Source organism: Hallella multisaccharivorax DSM 17128 (genome assembly GCF_000218235.1).
Classification (GTDB): domain Bacteria; phylum Bacteroidota; class Bacteroidia; order Bacteroidales; family Bacteroidaceae; genus Prevotella; species Prevotella multisaccharivorax.
Genome location: NZ_GL945017.1, coordinates 749,050 through 768,681, shown reverse-complemented (window position 1 = coordinate 768,681; position 19,632 = coordinate 749,050). Strand labels below are relative to the sequence as shown.

Genomic DNA, 19,632 nt, shown 5'->3' with positions numbered 1-19,632 from the left:
TATAAGTTTAAAAAATATGATTTAATGAATAGCTGTTTACCAATTATCCGTGCGGAAAGGGAAGAGCGGCAGGTCGTTGTTGCCATGCAAATTGCCTATCTGGAAGTTGCGGAAGCAATAGCGCACGGCCACGGGAGCCTTGACTTCCGGACTCACTACGTAGATGTACTCGTTTCTTGGATCATTGCTTGGAACCCAGAATTGTCCTGCCACAGCCTTGTGGAAGACCTTGTCACTGCCTGCCACCTCAAAGCCTTCGATACCGCTCTGACGGGAAATGCCACCGTAGGTGTTCTTCAACCGCACAAAGCAAGTGTCGCCCTGAACAAACATCCGGTCAAAGCGCGGGCTCTCAGCCTGATAGTTGCATTTGCCATAGGTCTTCTCCAGCGCGAGCCACCCAAGACGGTCACCAACGGGTTTCTTGTTGCAGGGGTGTATCTGATGGGCCTCCCAGGGATAGACACAGTCGTTAGCACAGATCACGCCGCAGTTAGGAATGATGTCTGCGGCACGTAACTGCTGTTCTTCTAAATAAGCACGACTGGTACCGTCAGGGCCATCACCATCGCAATAGGGAGCAAGCTGAACAAAGTAGAAGGGTATGTTGCCCTCCCCGAAATCGCGCCGCCACTGGTTCACGAGCAACGCCAGACGGTCTGAATACTGGTTGCCAGGAGCACCGACATTGGAGCAGCCCTGATAGAAGATGATGCCTTTTACTGTGTAGTTGAGAATAGGATGGAAGGTGCCGTTGCCCCAAAGCAAGGGCATGACCCAGTCCTGAGGAAACCTCCGCACTATCTCCATGGAGTCGAGCGGCTCTTGCGTATGTGCCTCCAGGTTAGCTTTGTCGAGCCAACTCTCCACTCTCGACCCGCCTTTGTTGGCAAGGATAAGGCCAACAGGGATGCCGAGTGCCTGCCGCAGTTGGCGGGCGAAGAAGTAACCCACAGCTGAACAGTCGGCGACGTTGTCCACATTGGCAGCTTTCCATTGGCACTGAGCGTCGTCAAGCGGCGTACTGCTCTTGACCGATGGTATCTTCACGAAGCGGATGCCATCATAGCGGGAGGCTTCCGACACGACGTCATTATAGTCTTTCAGCGGACAGTTGTTGAAGCCTTTCAGCGGAAACTCCATGTTGCTCTGCCCTGCACACACCCACACCTCGCCAATCAACACATTGCGCAGCGTCACTTTCGAGGTCTTCCCCTCTGTCACAATGATGGTCTGCAGGGTATTGGTAGCCGCAGGCGTTGGCACAGTGGTTTGCCACTTGCCATCTTTCTGCGTCTTGGCCACATAGATCTTTCCTCCATTCCACGATGTCTTGACAGTCACCGTAGAGCCTGGCGTGGCCCAGCCCCACAATCGCACCGACGTCCGCTGCTGCAGTACCATGCCATCGCCCAACACATGAGGTAGGCGGATTGCGGCATGTGATACTGCCAGTACAGCCAAAGCCAACACTAATACAGATAGTCTTTTCATACGAAAATATTATAGGTTTATAAAGTCGTTTCAAGTCATTCCACCTCCAACAGCTCCCCGTCATCCATGTCTCTGTCCAAGCGCCCGCGCCAGAGATACTTACGTGTCTCATGCATGATGATACCGCTCAGACAGAGCAGTGAGATGAGATTGGGGATAGCCATGAGCGCATTCATACAGTCGGCGACATTCCATACCAGCTCCAGACCAAAGACACTGCCAATGAATATACATATTATATATACTACACGGTAAGCGAGCATCCACCGCCGCCCTTTCAGATATTCCACGCATCGCTCACCGTAATAGCTCCATCCGAGGATAGTGCTGAAAGCGAAAGTGATGAGCCCAAAGGTGAGTATCGGCGTACCGACATAAGGAATCTTTCCAAATGCAGCTTTGGTGAGAGCGGCACCGTGACGAAAATCGATGTCAGGATAGACGATGACACTCGACACGATGACGATACCTGTCAGCGCGCAGATGACGACGGTATCCCAGAAGGTACCTGTTGATGACACCAGCGCCTGCCGCACGGGGTTGCGCGTCCTGGCTGCTGCTGCTACGATAGGAGCGGATCCAAGGCCCGACTCATTGGAAAACAGTCCGCGGGCGATGCCGTAGCGGCAAGCCATCATCACCGTTGTGCCTGCAAAGCCGCCGCCTGCAGCCTGTGGTGAGAATGCCGAATCAAAAATAATCTTGATGGCTGGCCATACAAAAGCATGGTTGACATAGAGTATATAGACGCAGCCAATGGCATAGAGGATAGCCATGAACGGCACAAGCATCTCACAGACCTTAGCAATTGACTTTACGCCACCGAGAATAACCGCTGCCCCCAAGCCACAGAGGATGAGTCCTGTGATCCACATCGGAATGCCAAACACCTGACCAACCATGGTCGAGATGGCATTGGCCTGTACGGTATTGCCGATGCCAAAAGAGGCGACAGCGGCAAAGAAGGCAAAGAGCACTGCAAGCCATTTGGCATGCAGCCCACACTCCAGAGCATACATCGGGCCGCCGAGCATGCGCCCGTCTGACGTCCTTACGCGGTATTTCACGGCTAACAACCCCTCAGCGTACTTCGTGGAGATGCCGAATACACCCGTCAACCAGCACCATAGCACTGCACCCGGTCCACCCAGCGCCACAGCCGTCGCCACACCAACGATGTTACCCGTGCCGATGGTGGCGGCAAGGGCAGTGGCAAGAGCGCCAAACTGCGACACGTCACCCGATGCAGCCTTATCACGGCCCACAGAGAGCCGGATGGCCGTGAAGATACGACGCTGTGGAAAACGCAGACGCAGCGTCAGAAACAAGTGGGTACCGAGCAGCATAATGATCATGGGCCATCCCCAAAGAAAACTGCTGACGGTCGAAAAAAAGTCGTTAATCGTTTCCATAAGTGGCAGTTACAGCCTTTATAGCGGCAAAGTTAATGAAAAAGCAACAAAAACATCGCATGTTTTTTGGTTGTTTTCTTTAAAAACAATAACTTTGCAACACTTTTACGAAGTGACTGTCGTATGGTGTAATGGTAGCACAACAGGTTTTGGTTCTGTTTGTCGTGGTTCGAATCCGCGTACGACAACACAATAAATCAGTAAATACAAGAGAAGGCTTACATAAAAACGACAAATCCCCTCCTCAGCGCTCTGAGCAGGGGATTTGTGCTAACCTAAAAACTAACTTTTAAACCTAAAAACTAAAAACCTATATGAAACAATCTACTAACCTAAACTGTGTATATGAAAATAAAGTCTAATCGAAATATCTTCTCACGAAGACCTTTTCCTTTTGACGATGCAAAGGTAAGAAGATTATGAGAAAGCACCAAACATTTTGATACAGTTTCATGTAATTTTTCCAATTTTATTGACTTACATCAAAACTGCGCACATTTTCGCACACCTCTTAACACTCATTAATCCATCAAGCGGTGAAATGTAATAACTCGGTCTTTTTAGGCATGACAAATTCCGAATGACTATTCGCAAGAACTGTTACTACCGCATGCTGGAACGCCCTTCCATGGATTGGCGCCAGCTTATGAACTACACAGTAATCCGCTTTATGTGCGTTCTTCGAAAGAACGGTATACAAACTGAAGATGAGAACTCATGCGTGATTATTGATGACACCACACTGCAAAAGAGCGGAAAGTTTATAGAGCATATAACGAAGATCTTTGATCATGTAAAGAGGAACTATGTTCTCGGCTACAAACTGCTCCTATGCGCATTCGGTGGAATTGGAAAGAAGCAGTTCAGACGCAGGTTCTCTCTACACCGTGAAAAGGATAATCCTGATTACCAAAGGGAATTGAAATGCGGCATGAGTAAGTTGGACTGTGCCGTGGAGATGGTAAAACGTATGTGGAAATGCGGTCTCCATCCACGGTATGCATTGGCAGACAGTTGGTTTGCCTGTGAGGACTTCATCTCATTCATAAGGAAGATTGCCAATGGTGCCATACACTATGTGGGGCTGGCAAAAATGGGCGCCACCAAATATGTGATCAATGGCAAGAAGCATAACGCCGGGGAATTGGTTGCTTTATACAGCAGGGAATATACTCATGCCTGCCGCAAGTACAAATGCCAATACATAGCCCTCCGAGGAGACCTTGGTAATCTTCCCAACAGAATTTTCCTTATCAGGTACTGGCATAATGAAAGATGAAATATCATGCTGTCCACAGATATATCCATGTCCTTCGTACGTGCCTTTGAACTCTACCAGATCCGTCGGAACATCGAAGTGGTCAACAGAGAAACTAAGGAATACCTTGGACTGGGAGCATACGCCGGTCGAAATCTCAATGGTCAGATTGCTGATGCAACTTTATGCTACATAACATATACAGTGATGGCCTTAGAGAAGCGAATGGCTGATTATGAAACGCCATGGGCGAGTTGTTCGCTGAAATGGAAGACGATGTAATGGCTTTAACCCTTTGGAAACGAGTGCTCGCATGTTTGGAGAAGTTACCGGACGCTCTTGGAGAAGTGCTTGGATATAGCATCCTTGAACTGACACAGATAATTGCAAACGATCCTGAGCGTGGCACAGACTTCGAAGTTATGGCTGAGGCCTTAATGGAATTTGTGGGATATTTGAACTAAGGTATGTTCCTATTCTACTTTAAGGGCATACTATCTTGTTGTATCAGCTGATGGCGGAGCAGCTTTTATGTCAGCCCCCCATGACTTATTGGGTTGAGGGCCCATCTGGAGGATAAGTACCCCCCCGTTTTTGATGTCGTCGTGGCTGAACCACGGTTTGTTCCATATTTTGCCATTGAGTACAGCATACTGGATGTATTTGTTCTCATCAGAGCAATCATTTGCCTTGATTTCAAAGACTTTTCCATTGCCGAGTGTCACTTTGACATCGGTAAATAGGGGACTACCGATGTTATAAGTAGGAAATCCGGGTGTGACAGGGTAAAATCCAATGGATGAGAATACGACAAAAGCGGTGAGTCCACCTCCATCTTCATCTCCGGGTACTCCCATGAGATCGTTTCGAAACCATGTTTTCAGGAGCTGCCTAATACGTTTCTGTGTTTTCCACGGTGCACCAGCATAATTATACAAATAAGGAATGTGCATAGCGGGCTCATTGGCCATGGTAAATTGTCCAACGTTCCCCGTCTGGTCAGGTAGCTGTGTGTAGAACTCACGCTTGCCTCTCCCCATCGGCTCTGCAAAAGTTTGGTCCAAGTTGGCGATGAATTTTTCGCGGCCCCCCATGAGATTGATCAGGTCGGCAACGTTATGCTGGACATCCCAGCGATACGTCCAGCCATTGTTTTCGTCATAAGTGTCTCTGACCCCTACGCCACCAGAGAACCGATAGTCGAATGGTTCCAGAAATTTACCGTCTTTATCTTTCGGGTGAAAGAAACCAGTCTGAGAATTGAACAGAATGCGATAGTTATGCCCTAATTGGAAATAATGACTGGCGTCCTTGTCGTGTCCAAGGAAAGATGCAATGCGTGAAAGGCACCATTCATCATAGGCTGTGCCGAGAGAGACGGCAACAGGCTGGCGTTTCTCGAACTCCGACACGTTGGGGTCATTTTCCTGCTCACCGTCATGTAAGGCAGGAATGTAACCATGTTTTTGATAGAAGTCGTCTATCCATCCAGCCTTCTTGCCAGACCATGGCGCAAGTGTCTTTTCCTCGATACCCTTTCTGCAATACTCATAAGCTCGTTTTGCATCCACTTTCAACCCTTTATAAAGAGCATCAGCTACCATAGCGACCCCATGATTGGCATTCATACGGCGAGAGTCTCCTGTAATTTCGGGAAAGGTAGGCATCCATCGGGTACCCATCTGCTCTGCCATGCGTAAATAAGACTCTATGATATATTCTTCTTTCTGCGGCTGGATAAGTGCGCGTAGAGGATGGGCAGCTCGATAGGTGTCCCAAATCCAATCGTCAGTATAGAAAGGAATACCACCGTCAGCATGCACCTTGCCATCGTAGGCACTCCAATAATGGCCGTCTTCACTGAGACAAACTGGACGCTCGAATGTTCGATAATATGATGTGTAAAATACCGTTTTCTCGTCGTCAGTTCCTCCGGAAACATGAATATTGGAAAGTGTTTTGTTCCATTCTGTACGTCCTGCTATAATTAATGAATCAAGATTATAGCTGTTCTGCTCACGGTAAAGATTTCGTTTGGCCTGGTCTTCACTGATAAATGAGATTCCATAGCGTAGGCTTACATGTTCGGTACCAGCAGGAAATCTGAGTACGGCGCAAGCATTATCACCATCAGCTGAGTTTTGAAGGGAGTCAATCCTGCCATTTTCTAATGTTCCATAAGTGGCAGGCATTTCTTTCGTTTCGGCATATAGATACACTTTTGTGTTGCTGGAGATGATTTGATAACCTCTGATTGTGTTCTCTTTGACTTTGATAGATCCTTTCTGAGAGTTGACTAATACATAAGCCGGTTTGTCTTTTTGAAATTCTATATGATAAATGGCACTTTGATGTGAAACGGCGAAGCGTGCTTTCATCTCATTGTCATGAAGTTCGATGGAAAAAGAATAGGGAGTCAGGTGCTCATGGTCATAGTTCATGTCGATGACTGGCTGGAGATGCGTTCCTTGCCAAGGAGTAATGCTGAAGGCTGAACGTTCACGATGATTGGTCACAACGACAGGTAATCCGCTCACATATTCTGACGTATAGTCGGTCCTGGCAGGATAGACACGCAGTAGACTATTGGGGAGCTGTACTGTGGGAAAGGTGGGAACGAGGAGATGACTAATATTGCCAATGTATGGATTAACATAATCGACAGGTTCTCTATTCTCATTACTTGCATGGGCAGAGAGGAGGATAAATGACAGGATGGTCAAGGATGAAAGACTTTTTATAGTCATAAGCTTTATAAGAAGTAAATTTTATAATTATTTATATAAGAGACAACTGGTCTAATGCACTCTGTTAAAGGCATGACTCAATATTCTGATTGTAGGATTTCCTATAATTGTAACTATTTAATAAAAAAATGATGATGAACCCACAGGCATGAGATGTAAAATGTCTGTGGGTATGTATCAAGTGAAGTATCTGAACACCAAGATGCGTCCCTGGTACAAGGATGTTACCATCCAGGATTCTGTACTAGAGTTGGACATACTTGTATTTCCGTGTTCAAGATAGGGAAAAGATAGTGTTTGGGAGTTTCGAATACACGCTCTTCTTTGCAGAAGCGTTCCATACGATAGTGCTTACCCTCAACTTCTATCGGTCCATTGGCATCTTCGATAGGTCGCATGCCATTGATCATACGTTGACATCTGGGATAAGCCCCCTTGTCCTGTTTCCAGTAATTGATGGAGCGTTCTGTATTATTGTTCCCCATTGATTTGAATGTACTTTCCTTCGCAAGTTCCTCTTTGCTGGAAGGTTCCAAATATAGGCGGCAATCAAACGGCCGCTTATTCTCATAGAACAATTCGACACGACGTTCACGGCGGATGTATTCACGCATCAGTGACTGGCTGTTAAGTACGGCAGGAGGCATAGGTGACATGAATGAGCGTGCCCTTACCTTGTTGATGAGATCATAGATTTCCGTTGTTGGTCCCTCAGTCTCATTCACAGCTTCAGCGTAAATATAAATAAATTCAGGAAGGCGCCATATTGGCGGGCAATTCAATTGGAAATCCCCGCTCTTGTTCCATCCGTCTTTCATGAATTTTCTTAGATAATAACCAGTTGTAGTGGCATTAGTGGCTCCTATCTTATCAGCTCCTGATGCCGTATTCATGAGACGTGCATTATTAGAGTTATCACGATAAGGTGCTCCATGATAAAGAATGTCTCGATAGAAGCGTGGATCGCGGTGGTGATAAGGATCTTCGTCTTTGTAGCCTTTAGCACGCGCTTCGGCACTATAGACCGGATAGCCATATCCATCAGGGGCCATATACTCATATTCATCTACCTGCTCTTGCACAGGTTGCTGCCGAGAACTTCCACCACGGCTGGGTGGGTATTGATCACCCTGCCAAGGAGCATTTTTGTCGCGGGCTACAAAGAATACTGCTTCTTTAGCAAAAGCATCGTAGTCAAAGAACATGTCCCACAAACGATGATATACAAGAGAACCATTCAGATTACGGTTGCCATCATCATTGTAGTCGGTACTGTCATATTTTTCATAGAGACTGTAACGCTGGACACCATTCACCTTAAAGTCGAGTACGGCCTTTGCTGCTTCTTTCGCAGCAGTCCACCGTGAGGCATCATAGGTATATTCATTTTCAAAGACACGCGTACCATCATAACCGAACTTGTCTTTTGCTCCATTATAGAGTGGGGTTGCTGCGGTCCATCGCGCAATGGCGATAAGTCCGAGACAGGCTCCTTTATCCACTCGTCCGAAATTCTCATCACTACTGCTATATATATCCTGTACTTTATCATATGCGGTTTTGGCATCCTGTATGATCTTTTCTACGACTGCATGTACACTCTCTTTCTTAAAGCTCATTTCTTCATTAGGGGAGATGGGATGGTCAATATAAGGGATTTCACCATAGATGCGTACTAGAAGCCAGTGCAAATAGCCTCGAAGAAAATATAGTTCTCCGATGCGCTTGCCTAGATCACCAGGATTCATTGGGTTATCGGGCGTATTGTATTTTTTAATACCTGCCAGCGTCACGTTGATGTGCCGGATAGATTCATAAATACTGTTCCAGAATTGCCTTACATTGCCAGGAAAATTGGAATTGGGATTCCATGCTCCCTGATTGTACAGATTGCCGATGTTGCCTTCCACATTGGTACTTTCGCATTCGTCAGTAATGGCAGCAGAGGAAAAATGTTCCAGCCATACGAGTGGGCGATTGGCTGCCTTAGCCAGATAATATGCTTCGGTCACATTTTTGTTGACCTCTTCATATCGAGTATAAACTTCTTTTTCAGATTTCTTATCATCTTCCTCCTTGTCGAGAAAGCTATCGCTGCATCCTGACAATAGTAACAGTAAGGGCAGAACCGGTAAGATCTTATATAAACTTATTTTTTTCATTATCGTATATCTTAGAATGTTATGTTGACTCCAAAGTTAATGGTCTTCTGTATTGGATACCAAGTCCCATTACTACTTGTCTCGGGATCTACATCGGCATCGTCCAACTTATCCCATGTTATGAGATTCTGTCCCTGGATGTAGAATCTCACCTGCTGCAGATTGGCAATCTTAATAATATTATAAGGGAGAGAGTAGCCGACCTCTATATTCTTCAGTCTGACATACTGACCATCATAAAGGAATAGGCTACTATGGCCGTTCTTATTGTTCAGATGTGTACCTAAATGGAGAGCAGGATATTTGGCTGTTTCCGCAGTTTCTGGTGTCCAGCGCTGCAGATGGATGGGCTTTACCTTTCCCATCTTATCCTGATCGAAGTTAGGGAAATCATAAATAGCGGCTCCCGTCAACTGGATGGAAGTATGAGCAGCTCCTTGGAAAAGTATGCTAAAATCAACCCCTTTATAGGATATACCGATAGGAATGCCAAACATGATCTCCGGACTACGAGGATAGCCTGTAGCTGCACGATCCTTGTCGTCTATTACGTTGTCACCGTTCAGGTCTTTATAAACAACGTCACCCGGTATCAGTTTACCTGCCGCTGCCTGAATACCCGATTTGTTAAGGGCATCGGCTTCAGCTTGGTTGGCTACGAAATGATCGAATACGTAGCAGAAGTTTGTGTACATGCTCTTCCCTGTGGCCTTTCGCCATGTATTAGTACCCCAATCTATCTCATTGGTAAAGACAATTTTGTTGCGTGCAAAAGTAAAATTTGGTTTGATGTAGTAGTGGAGATCTTTTCCTACATGGTCACGCCAATTTATTTCCATATCAAAACCATGATTGCGTACCTTACTGGAATTAATATAAGGTGCAGATTTCCCTACAATTCCCGGATAGTCTATACGCTGGATATCATCTCCCGCATTTGTATTGAGGTTGGTCAGGATATTATATCGGTTTTCGATAAAATAGTCAAATGTTAGGCTTAATCGCTGATTTAGCATAGTGACATCTATGCCGAAGTTAGTCTTTTTAGCCTTTTCCCAAGTAAGAGACGCATTGGCAAGACGAGATTCCTTGTTGCCTCTCAGCCAATTGTCAAGCGTTGGACCAAAGCTATAGCTGTCGGCATTCTCATAGTAGGCCAAGTAAGCAAAACGATCACTTGGCAATTTGTCGCTGCCCACAAGGCCGTAAGAAGCTCTGATCTTTAGATAATCGAGCCATGAAGTGGTCTTGGCCATGAACTTTTCATTTGTAATGACCCATCCGAGGGATGCAGAAGGAAAGAAACCATAGCGTTTACCTCGTGCAAAGTTCTCAGAACCGTTATAGCCAAAACTGAACTCAGAGAGATAAGTACGACGATAATTGTAGGTGGCATGGCCTGTCATACCTTGGTAACGATAATAAGGGTCATTGCCTACGGTACGCTCACTGCGGTTAGCAAGAAACATAGCTGTTACCTCATGTATATTATTGAAAGTGTGGTTATACTCAATTTTGAACTGAGCATAGTACTTGGTTTCTTGATTTTTGTTATCGACAGAATTGTTGCGTGTCTGGTCTATTGTATATTTGTTGCCGCCACCATAGGTGCCAGTATATGGCGTCGTTGGATCCATGTAAACATCTATCCCCTCAGTAGGTTCGAACGTCGCATAGCCTGGGAAATTCTTATAGCCTTCTCCATAATAAGGGACATCTCGTTTTATCCAACGACATCCATGAAAGTCATAAGAGAATGAACCTTCTACTTTTAGTCCTGGAGTGATAAAGTCTAATCTGTGACCAAGCGTGAGAGTACCCTCAAAGTATGTGTTCTTTTCATTTTGGTATCCGGTACGTGTCAACTCTCCAAGAATGTTATATCTGTAGGTCTGTGTCCCAAAGAGTACCCCACGTGGGTTATTAGCAAAGATCTGGTCATTGGCTGGGTTCCCTGTAGGTTCAAGTGTAATAGGAAGCATAGGGGGTTGAGTGTTTGCCAATGTTACGATCTTAGAAGCCGAGGTCCCAGGTGATGTTCGGTCGGTAATACGGCCACCGATGTCAAATCTTGCATAGAAATCTTTTGTGATATTGATGTCAATGTTAGAACGGATGTTGTATCGGTCAAACTTACCGTTTGCTCCATTGTTGGCTTCAGACATATATCTGAAATTGGTACCCTGCGTAAAATAATTGGCCATGACAAAGTATTGTACTTTGTCACTTCCTCCCTGTATGGATAAGGTGTAGTCTTGCTGAGGAGCTGTCTTGAACGCATAATTAAAATAATCCCAGTTATAACCTTCTCCATTGCGGAAAGCGTCAATGGCTTTCTGTGAGAACAATGGGAGTTTGGCTATCTCGGTATCAGAATATCCATTCATCTTGGCATCATTTGTCATTGCCTCGTTGAAAAGCATAGCATAATCGGCAGATCCAAGGTAAGAAGGATACTTGACGGCCTTATCGAAACCGAATGAGGCCTTAAAGTTTACCATGGCTCTCTCATTAGCCTGACCGCGTTTAGTAGTGATAACTACCACTCCATTTGCACCTCGGATGCCGTATTGTGCTGTCGCAGATGCGTCTTTTAAGATGGTAAAGGTTTCTATCTCATCGGCAGACAGATAACTCATCTCGCGTTCTACACCATCAATAATGACGATAGGTGACTGGTCATTGAAGGTAGCTTTGCCGCGAATGAAAATTTCAGCTTTGTCTACACCAGGTTCACCTCCACTGTATTGATTGGCAATTAAACCAGGTAACCGGCCAGCCAATGCATTGTTAATATTTGCTGTAGGGCTTTGAGTGAGATCACGAGTCGTTATGGTAGCTACAGCCCCCGTGAGAGTTTCCTTACGCTGCCTGGTGTAACCTACGGCTACAACCTCCTCGAGTGCTTTTGAATCCTCGATCATATTCACTTCAATATTGCGTCGTCCCTCAATGTGGATTTCTTTTGGCTGGTAACCAACATACGAAACTACCAAAATGGCATCTGCATAAGGTACCGTCATGGAAAAGTTACCATTAATATCTGTAACAGTTCCTTTGCTCAGTCCTTTGATGGTGACAGTCGCACCGATAAGACCCTCTTTAGTCTGCTTGTCGATGACTTTCCCCTGCACGGTGATTTTATCACTTGAAGCATGAGTGTCTGATAGTCTTTGTGATGCCAATGTCGTTTTCTTTAGGCCTTTTTGTTTGTAAAGAGTAATTTGTCGCTCTGAAATTTTGTAGGCTATATCGGTATTGGAGAATATAGAATTGAGAACGGCAACAACACTCATATCTCGTCCATCAAAGGTAATGCGTCGATTTAGTTCTTTCCTGACGTCTTCATTAAAAATGAACACATAACCTTCATTGTGCTCAATTTTATTGATTACGCTTATAATAGTGCTGTTATTGACTGATATGGTGATTCTTGACGGCAAGGAGTCATTTTTACCGGATATATTTAGCACGCATATAAAAAGTAGGAAAATAGAAATTCTTATAATTCTTCCCATCCCATTCTCTTTTTTTGAGAGAAATGGAGAAAATGTTTCTTTTATTTTGTACATTTGCAGTGAAATTAAATTTTACTTACTTTTATTAGTGAATTCAGGTTTCTTTTGACCAGCGATGTAGGCGCATTGCTTGGGCATTTTCGTTTATCGGTTTCTTATCTCATAGGCATTCTCTCCTTACTTTTAATTCTTTGTTTTGACAAATTTAACTGTTTGGTGATTACGTATATAGGTAGTTGATGTAATGAGTGAGACAAACGTCAAGACATCGTCAATATTAGTAGATTACATCTTTCCGGCGCCTTTTTAAGGCAATACTGTATTGGATGCGTTTATAGAGAACCTCTATCTTTGGGTATACACGATCGTTGATACGTATGCTGTTGCAGATAGTAATTGCTTTCCTAAACTCATTCTCAAGTTCCGGATGGGCCAGGATATAAATGTCTCCCACTCCTCATCTTGTTCTTTCGTTGGTGAAAGGCGCCACAAGATGAAGCTATTGTCATCCAATTGTAGGAAGTCTGTATATCGTTTGATGTTTTTATATCGATTCATAGTTTTTGCTACTATTATTGAGGATGACAATTGGAAGTTGGTTTTGTAGACATGTAAAAAGAAGAAAATTGTGAAAAAATAATTTTCTACGTACGAGCGTGAAGTTTTACATAAAGATAAATGTTGTGTTTTGCTCTGAAATCCTGAGCTGGCAAGACCCTGTGTCAAAGACATGTGTTGATGAACGATCAAATCGTACCATACCATAAGAGAAATGAATATCCGCAATCACTAGTGTCCACTAAAATCGCTTAACATTCGCTCTAATTATCTAATTAATTGTATTATAGAAGAATACAACGAAGATTTGACTCTATGGGTTAGAAATGGCTAACTTTGCAGAAAGTAATAATCTGTAAGCGTCCATGTCCCATGAACCAAGGAAAATACATCTTTAGTCAGTTGACGGATTTTCTCAGCGCATATGCAAAGTTCCGTGGAAGGGCTACCCAAAAAATCTTGAATACCCTGTACATGAAAAGGTAAAGTTTAGTACTTTTGCACCATCATGACATATACAGAAGATAAGGAGTTAAAGCTATACAAGTTCTTTGCCGATTTCTTTTTGCCGGCAGGGATGCCTGATTATTTTGAGTTAGAGAGAATGGTAGAAAGTTCCCCCTCAAGGGAAACTATTGCTAAGGGTGCAGAGTATTCCGGCATACTTGACATTTACCTGAAGGAGCTTGACAACCGTGACGGGTCCCGGCAAGACTTACAGATGAACGGCTACACCGAGTACACAACAATAGAGGACTTTCCCATACGCGACAGAAAGGTTCGTCTCCATATACGCCGCAGAAGATGGCTTGATAAGGACGGCAAAAGTATTATCATAAGCGCATATCGCATTAAAGAAGACGGTTCCCGCTACTCACCGGAGTTTGCGGTTTTTTTAAAAGAAGCGCATGGACTCGACACCAGTCACGGCGAGAAGCTTGGGGAGAACGTACTACGTTAACGGCGATAATCCCGGACGGATCTGTAAGAACCATCTGAGCGGTTACGCGGATGACAAACATAAGGAACTGTACATAAAATGGGCTCTCAACGTTAAAAACATGGGCATTCACCTTGGCATAGATGAGACAAAAATCGGGCGCAATGTCTATACGATACTCATCAACAAGGACGCGCATGGTCATGCGGGAACCATCATTGCTTATAGCGTAAGTACACAAATAAGAACGGTATCTGATATACTGCTTAAAATACCCAAGGATCTGAGAGACAATGTGTTAGAGGTCACAATGGATTTTTCTGACAGTATGCGTGGCATCGTCAAGACGTGTTTCTCTCGGGCCAGGATAACCCTTGACTGCTTCCATGTGATGAAGATGATATGTGACGCTGTAGAGGAAAGAAGACTGCGCTGCAAGCGTGAAGCCATAAAGGAGCTGAACAAGCTCAGAGCTGCCTTTAAAAAGAAATTGAAGAAATTATCCGAACGGCGTTCCAAGTATAGAAAAGGCCATCCAAAGAGATATAAGGGGCACAAGCGTGGCAGAAAGCCGACGAGAAAGTTCAAGGTGCCCAAGATGTCCAATGGTGAAACTCTGTTGGACGTTATGATTAGAAGTCGGGCTCAACTTATGGAAAGTGGCGACAAATGGAACGAGAATCAAAAGAAGAGATATAATGTAATCAAGAACAAGTACCCTGAGGTTGCAAGGGACTACGAACTGCTGAACTCCATACGCAGCATATTCAGGAACAGAAAACCGGATCGGGAGGCGGCAAGAATTAAATTACATGAGTGGTATGACAAGGTCAAAAAGTGCACATCACGGGAGATGAAGTCAGCAAGAGATCTCATCAAGGCCAGGGAGGAGGATATACTCAATTATTTTATAGACAGGTCTTCTAATGCCTTATCGGAATCATTAAACTCAAGAATCAAAAGGTTCTTAGCTCAAAGCAACGGAACCAAGGATACAGCATTCTTCATGTACAGGGTATTCAAGATTTTTGGGTAGCCCTTCCACGGAACTTTGCATATGCGCCAATTTTTTTTGTAATTTTGCAAAAAATACACTTAAAAATGAAGACTATTATTAAGCTTGTTATCGTATGTCTGTTCTCAAGTATGATTCTTTGCTGTACAGATAAAGATACTATAAAAATTTCATCTATTATTCCAGTAGTAGAAGCCAAGCCTGATACTGCTCTAATGATGTTGGATAGCATAAATCAGATAAAACTCTCGGATAAAAGTTATGCTCTATATTCCTTTGTGTACACCATGGCACAGGATAAGGCAGGTTATGATATTGACAATGATTCCCTTATCAGAGTGGCATATAATTGGTATCGTAATAAACCTAATGATAGCCTATACGCCAAGTGCCTGTACTATATGGGATTGTATTATGCACAGAATGATAGCACTGAGAAAGCACTCGTATGTTTTTCCAATGCTAATATAGTGGTAAGAACCCGGCACGACTATTATACACAGAGCTTGGCTTTGTATCAGACTTCTATTATTCAGAGGGATTATGCTCCTAGGCGTGCCATCCGTAGTGCGAAAGACGCTATTTCATTATATAATAAAGCGGGGAAAATCACTTTAAGTAATGAAGCATATTCTGTGTTGAATCTAGCCGATTGTATAGCTTATAACCAAAGTGAAAATGATAATATTAGCAAGGCAATTATAACTGCAAATAAAGCATTAGCTTTAGCGTGGGAATCTAAAGATTCTTCAGTTATCGCGGATACTTATCAAGATTTGTCGTTGTTTCATAGTATTTTGGAACAACCATCACAAGCACTATCATGCACAAAGTTGTCGTGGAGATATAGGTCAAGGAAGGACAACTCTGCAAAGGTAGCACTGGCTAATGCCTATCTGACATCAGATTCTCCCTCAAAGGCGAAGGAGATAATAATGTCAATACGTAAAAAGGATTACAGAAAAAATGGAAGCTCTTTGTATTCTTTGCTCCGTTTTATAGCATTCAAAGAAAAGGATTATGTATCTGCTAATAGATATGCAGATTCTACAGAAATATATCTTAAAGAGGAAAATTCTGCCAATCTAAAAGATAAGGATTCCTATTATAGCAGCTTAATCCAGAAGGATAATGCAAGAAGAGCAAGGATGGAAAAAGCGAAGCAAATTCAGAATGTCATAATGCTTGCTATCATAATAGTAGTTTTTTTGATTGGTACACTTATACTTCATTATGCTAGAATGGAAAAGAAGCGACTTTTACTGAAGTTGCGGCATCAGCAGGATAGTTATCTAATGCAAATGGAACATAAAGAGAGGCAGCTGGCTATGATGAAGAATTTTCTTATGCGGAAAATAGATATTCTTCAAAAACTTAACAAATTGAAGTCTGAAGACAAGAGATCAATAATACTTAACGAAGAAGACTGGAATGAACTTGAAATTTTCTTGAATAGTACTTATGATGGATTCGTTGTGAGGTTATATCAGCAATTTTCGCGTTTGACCAAGAAAGATGTACATTTCCTAATGTTGATAAAAGCTGGCCTTTCGTATTCTAGCATAGCGATGGCGTATAATATAGAAGCGAAATCGGTAAAACAAAAGCTATTCCTCCTGAAAGAAAAATTGGGGCTGAAAGGTAGTAAGATTTCTACTTATGAGTTCATAAATGAATTCTGAAATTGCCATTATTATTTTTAGACTTATAAAATGGGGGGATGTGAATATATAATATGTTGTTTTATAGTATGTTATGAGCATAATTAACCAAAAGCATTTTTAGACCATATTTTCTTGGATAATATTTACCGGCATCCTAATTTTGCAATCGTAAATACAAAAATATTAATGAGATAAAGAAAATATTTATTCTGATGGCTATAACGTTAATTTGGTTATGTCCAATATCAGCAAAAGAGAATACCTCTAAGTGCAAAAGCTGGTTTTCATAGAGGACATCTACGTATGCCATCTTTGCAAAGAGTTGTAGCAGATTACGAAGATGGCATTATGACTATAGATGTCAGTGGATATACAGGTAGTGTAAAAGTCAATATTTCCGAACCAAATGGCACTATTGTCTGTCAGACAGAGGAAATTGTATCAGGAACGGGTACAATAACTATATCTGTTAATAGTCATGATGGAGGAGAGAAACTGCTAAAAATTCTTTAGGAGACGCTTTCTATTTTGGCTATTTCACAGCTTAAAAATAACAGAAGTGGATATTAACGCAGACCAAACTGACTAAAGGAGCTGAAGCCGAAAAGCTAAAGATACAAGGGCAAAGGGGCAGGTAACGCAGAAACGAATAGGTTATGAGGAAAATCAGAGCCTTTAGGCAACACGATTCCATGCTATGTGGTGTGACGTGTCTTCGGATAGTTGCAGATTATTACGGTAGGGACTTCTCGGAAGCATCCCTCTCAAATATTTGCGAAGCTACATCAGAGGGGGTGTCACTATTGGAAATTAATGAAGCCGCAAACCAGCTCGGCTTTCATACGGTCTGCGCTAGATTGTCAACAAAGGATATCTCTGAAGCTCCACTTCCATGTATCATTCACTGGAACCAGAATCATTTTGTCGTACTATATAAAATCAGAAGAGGCTCTTTCTATATAGCTGATCCAGGCAAGGGGCTGTTAAAATACAACTTAGGGGAGTTTAAAAGCCACTGGGTCAGCACTCGCTCTGACGGCGAGGAGAAGGGCATAGCGATGTTGCTGGAGCCTACGCCTGCTTTTTATTCCAACAAGGAAGACGGTGGAAGTAACAAGGACAAGAATCCGAGGTCGTTCCGATTCCTTTTCGGCTATGTCAGGAAGTACCGCCGCTACTTCGGGCAGATTGTGCTGGGACTCATTGTCGGCAGCCTGTTACAGCTTGTTTTGCCATTTCTCACGCAGTCCATAGTCGACGTGGGCATCAAAGGCCGTGACATTGGATTTATCTGGCTGATACTCCTTGGTCAGCTGATGCTCACTTTCAGCCGCACAGCCATCGACTTCATCCGTCGTTGGCTCCTGCTGCACATCAGCATGAGGATAAACATATCGCTCGTGAGCGATTTCTTCATCAAGCTACTTAAGTTGCCGATGTCTTTCTTTGACACCAAACTTATGGGCGACCTAATGCAACGGATGAATGACCACAGCCGCGTTAATAACTTCCTGACCAACCAGGCATTAAGCGTGACTTTCTCCATGCTGACGTTCGTCGTGTTCACCATTGTGCTGCTGCTCTACAACAAGCTGATATTCGCGATATTCATTCTAGGCAGCATGCTCTATGGCCTGTGGATGGCACTATTCCTAAGGCGACGCAAAGTGCTAGACTATGAACTATTCGAGCAACAGGCCATCAACAACAACAAGACCTACGAGTTTATCACCTCTATGCAGGAGATAAAGCTGCAGGACTGCGAGCAACGCCGGCGTTGGGAGTGGGAGGACACGCAGGCAGACCTCTTCGGGGTACAGATGAAGTCACTTAAGTTGCAGCAGGCACAGGAGGCTGGCAGCATATTCATCAATGAGCTGAAGAATATCATCATAACTGTAGTCGCGGCAGCGGCTGTAATCCACGGTCAGCTTACTCTGGGCATGATGCTCGCCATACAGTATATCATCGGACAGCTTAACGCTCCCGTAGAGCAGCTGATGAATTTCTTCTATTCCCTACAAGATGTGAAGATAAGCCTGGAGCGCATCAACGAGATCCATAGGGTGGATGATGAGAATGGCAAGACAGGGCTAAAGACCAGTCTCACAGACAACAGCAAGGGCATAGATATTGACGGCATCATGTTCAAGTATGACCCACATGCCTTGTCGAAGACGCTCGACAATGTCACTATCCATATCCCTAAGGGAAAGGTAACGGCAATCGTCGGTGCCTCGGGCAGCGGAAAAACCACACTGGTAAAACTGATGCTCGGCTATTATCCGGTCTTGGAAGGCCTGATAAGTATTGGAGGCACGGACATCAATACGCTCAACAAGAAATGGTGGCGCAGACAATGTGGCGTGGTGATGCAGGACGGAGTGATCTTCTCGGAGAGCATTGCCCGCAACATAGCAGTGGATGATGGGGATATCGATGAGGCCAGACTGCAGAAAGCCGCACAGATAGCCTGTATCCACGGCTACATTATGTCACTGCCACTGAAGTATAACACCAAGATAGGGCGTGACGGTGTCGGCCTGAGTCAGGGACAGCGACAGCGCATCCTCATAGCCCGCGCGGTCTACAAGAATCCCGACTATATCTTTCTCGACGAGGCGACCAACTCTCTTGATGCTAACAACGAGCGCGCTATTGTCGAGAACCTCGACAAGTTCTATCGTGGCAAGACGGTTATCATAGTGGCCCATCGCCTAAGTACCGTCAGGAATGCTGACCAGATTGTGGTGATAGACCATGGCAAGGTAATAGAGACAGGCAACCATGAGGCGCTCACAGCCAAGCGTGGTGCCTATTACAATCTTGTCAAGAATCAGCTGGAGCTGGGAAGCTAAAAAAAT

General features: G+C 44.1%; 13 protein-coding genes and 1 tRNA gene. 9 read left to right on the top strand and 5 right to left on the bottom strand.

Features of this window, described 5'->3' with window-relative positions:
• Positions 1-36 precede the first annotated feature (36 nt).
• Both PREMU_RS03580 and PREMU_RS03575 read right to left on the bottom strand, forming a co-directional pair.
• Complete coding sequence (locus tag PREMU_RS03580; protein WP_040557972.1) at positions 37-1,494, bottom strand: sialate O-acetylesterase; 1,458 nt, start codon at positions 1,492-1,494, stop codon at positions 37-39.
• A 35-nt stretch (positions 1,495-1,529) separates the two neighbouring features.
• Positions 1,530-2,906 carry an alanine/glycine:cation symporter family protein gene (locus PREMU_RS03575; RefSeq protein WP_007573189.1) on the bottom strand — a complete coding sequence of 459 codons (1,377 nt, stop codon included), beginning with the start codon at positions 2,904-2,906 and terminating at the stop codon, positions 1,530-1,532.
• Positions 2,907-3,023: 117 nt separating this feature from the next.
• On the opposite strand from PREMU_RS03575, the gene PREMU_RS03570 reads away from it, so the two are divergent.
• The 4 genes from PREMU_RS03570 (at position 3,024) to PREMU_RS15945 (ending at position 4,628) form a co-directional block, all read left to right on the top strand.
• Positions 3,024-3,094 (top strand) — tRNA-Gln (locus PREMU_RS03570).
• Positions 3,095-3,486: 392 nt separating this feature from the next.
• The gene (locus PREMU_RS03565; protein WP_050796346.1) at positions 3,487-4,185 is read left to right on the top strand and encodes a hypothetical protein; all 699 of its coding nucleotides are present in this window, start codon (positions 3,487-3,489) and stop codon (positions 4,183-4,185) included.
• A gap of 6 nt (positions 4,186-4,191) precedes the next feature.
• A complete protein-coding gene (locus PREMU_RS15950; RefSeq protein WP_156803951.1) occupies positions 4,192-4,446 on the top strand; it encodes a hypothetical protein in 255 nt (84 codons plus the stop codon).
• Positions 4,446-4,628 (top strand): hypothetical protein, encoded by a 183-nt coding sequence (locus PREMU_RS15945; protein ID WP_169311305.1) that lies wholly within the window; start codon positions 4,446-4,448, stop codon positions 4,626-4,628. Before PREMU_RS15950 ends, PREMU_RS15945 begins: the two co-directional genes overlap by 1 nt.
• Positions 4,629-4,658: 30 nt before the next feature.
• Here PREMU_RS15945 and PREMU_RS03555 read toward each other — a convergent pair whose 3' ends face one another.
• From PREMU_RS03555 to PREMU_RS03545, 3 genes are all read right to left on the bottom strand, one after another.
• Positions 4,659-6,911, bottom strand: coding sequence for a GH92 family glycosyl hydrolase (locus PREMU_RS03555; protein ID WP_007573187.1), 2,253 nt, complete (start codon positions 6,909-6,911; stop codon positions 4,659-4,661).
• A 224-nt stretch (positions 6,912-7,135) separates the two neighbouring features.
• On the bottom strand, positions 7,136-9,073 hold the full coding sequence (locus tag PREMU_RS03550; protein ID WP_007573186.1) for a RagB/SusD family nutrient uptake outer membrane protein: 1,938 nt from the start codon (positions 9,071-9,073) through the stop codon (positions 7,136-7,138).
• 11 nt (positions 9,074-9,084) lie between these two features.
• The gene (locus tag PREMU_RS03545) at positions 9,085-12,645 is read right to left on the bottom strand and encodes a TonB-dependent receptor (protein ID WP_007573185.1); all 3,561 of its coding nucleotides are present in this window, start codon (positions 12,643-12,645) and stop codon (positions 9,085-9,087) included.
• A gap of 1,012 nt (positions 12,646-13,657) precedes the next feature.
• Between PREMU_RS03545 and PREMU_RS14075 the strand changes: the two genes are divergently transcribed.
• The 5 genes from PREMU_RS14075 to PREMU_RS03525 all read left to right on the top strand — a co-directional run bounded on the left by PREMU_RS14075 (position 13,658) and on the right by PREMU_RS03525 (position 19,626).
• Positions 13,658-14,110, top strand: coding sequence for an ISAon1 family transposase N-terminal region protein (locus PREMU_RS14075; RefSeq protein ID WP_007573183.1), 453 nt, complete (start codon positions 13,658-13,660; stop codon positions 14,108-14,110).
• A complete protein-coding gene (locus PREMU_RS03535) occupies positions 14,058-15,125 on the top strand; it encodes a transposase (RefSeq protein WP_007573182.1) in 1,068 nt (355 codons plus the stop codon). Before PREMU_RS14075 ends, PREMU_RS03535 begins: the two co-directional genes overlap by 53 nt.
• Positions 15,126-15,190: 65 nt before the next feature.
• Complete coding sequence (locus tag PREMU_RS03530; protein ID WP_007573181.1) at positions 15,191-16,786, top strand: helix-turn-helix transcriptional regulator; 1,596 nt, start codon at positions 15,191-15,193, stop codon at positions 16,784-16,786.
• Between the two features lie 285 nt (positions 16,787-17,071).
• A complete protein-coding gene (locus PREMU_RS14870; protein ID WP_156803950.1) occupies positions 17,072-17,281 on the top strand; it encodes a hypothetical protein in 210 nt (69 codons plus the stop codon).
• Positions 17,282-17,424: 143 nt separating this feature from the next.
• Entirely contained in the window at positions 17,425-19,626 is a 2,202-nt protein-coding gene (locus tag PREMU_RS03525) for a peptidase domain-containing ABC transporter (RefSeq protein ID WP_007573180.1), read from the top strand.
• The last annotated feature ends 6 nt before the right edge of the window (positions 19,627-19,632 follow it).

Coding starts and splice junctions, on each gene's coding strand:
- PREMU_RS03580 (WP_040557972.1), bottom strand. CDS start 1,494: ATGAAAAGACTATCTGTATTAGTGTTGGCTTTGGCTGTACTGGCAGTA.
- PREMU_RS03575 (WP_007573189.1), bottom strand. CDS start 2,906: ATGGAAACGATTAACGACTTTTTTTCGACCGTCAGCAGTTTTCTTTGG.
- PREMU_RS03565 (WP_050796346.1), top strand. CDS start 3,487: ATGACTATTCGCAAGAACTGTTACTACCGCATGCTGGAACGCCCTTCC.
- PREMU_RS15950 (WP_156803951.1), top strand. CDS start 4,192: ATGCTGTCCACAGATATATCCATGTCCTTCGTACGTGCCTTTGAACTC.
- PREMU_RS15945 (WP_169311305.1), top strand. CDS start 4,446: ATGGCTTTAACCCTTTGGAAACGAGTGCTCGCATGTTTGGAGAAGTTA.
- PREMU_RS03555 (WP_007573187.1), bottom strand. CDS start 6,911: ATGACTATAAAAAGTCTTTCATCCTTGACCATCCTGTCATTTATCCTC.
- PREMU_RS03550 (WP_007573186.1), bottom strand. CDS start 9,073: ATGAAAAAAATAAGTTTATATAAGATCTTACCGGTTCTGCCCTTACTG.
- PREMU_RS03545 (WP_007573185.1), bottom strand. CDS start 12,645: ATGTACAAAATAAAAGAAACATTTTCTCCATTTCTCTCAAAAAAAGAG.
- PREMU_RS14075 (WP_007573183.1), top strand. CDS start 13,658: ATGACATATACAGAAGATAAGGAGTTAAAGCTATACAAGTTCTTTGCC.
- PREMU_RS03535 (WP_007573182.1), top strand. CDS start 14,058: ATGGACTCGACACCAGTCACGGCGAGAAGCTTGGGGAGAACGTACTAC.
- PREMU_RS03530 (WP_007573181.1), top strand. CDS start 15,191: ATGAAGACTATTATTAAGCTTGTTATCGTATGTCTGTTCTCAAGTATG.
- PREMU_RS14870 (WP_156803950.1), top strand. CDS start 17,072: ATGCCATCTTTGCAAAGAGTTGTAGCAGATTACGAAGATGGCATTATG.
- PREMU_RS03525 (WP_007573180.1), top strand. CDS start 17,425: ATGAGGAAAATCAGAGCCTTTAGGCAACACGATTCCATGCTATGTGGT.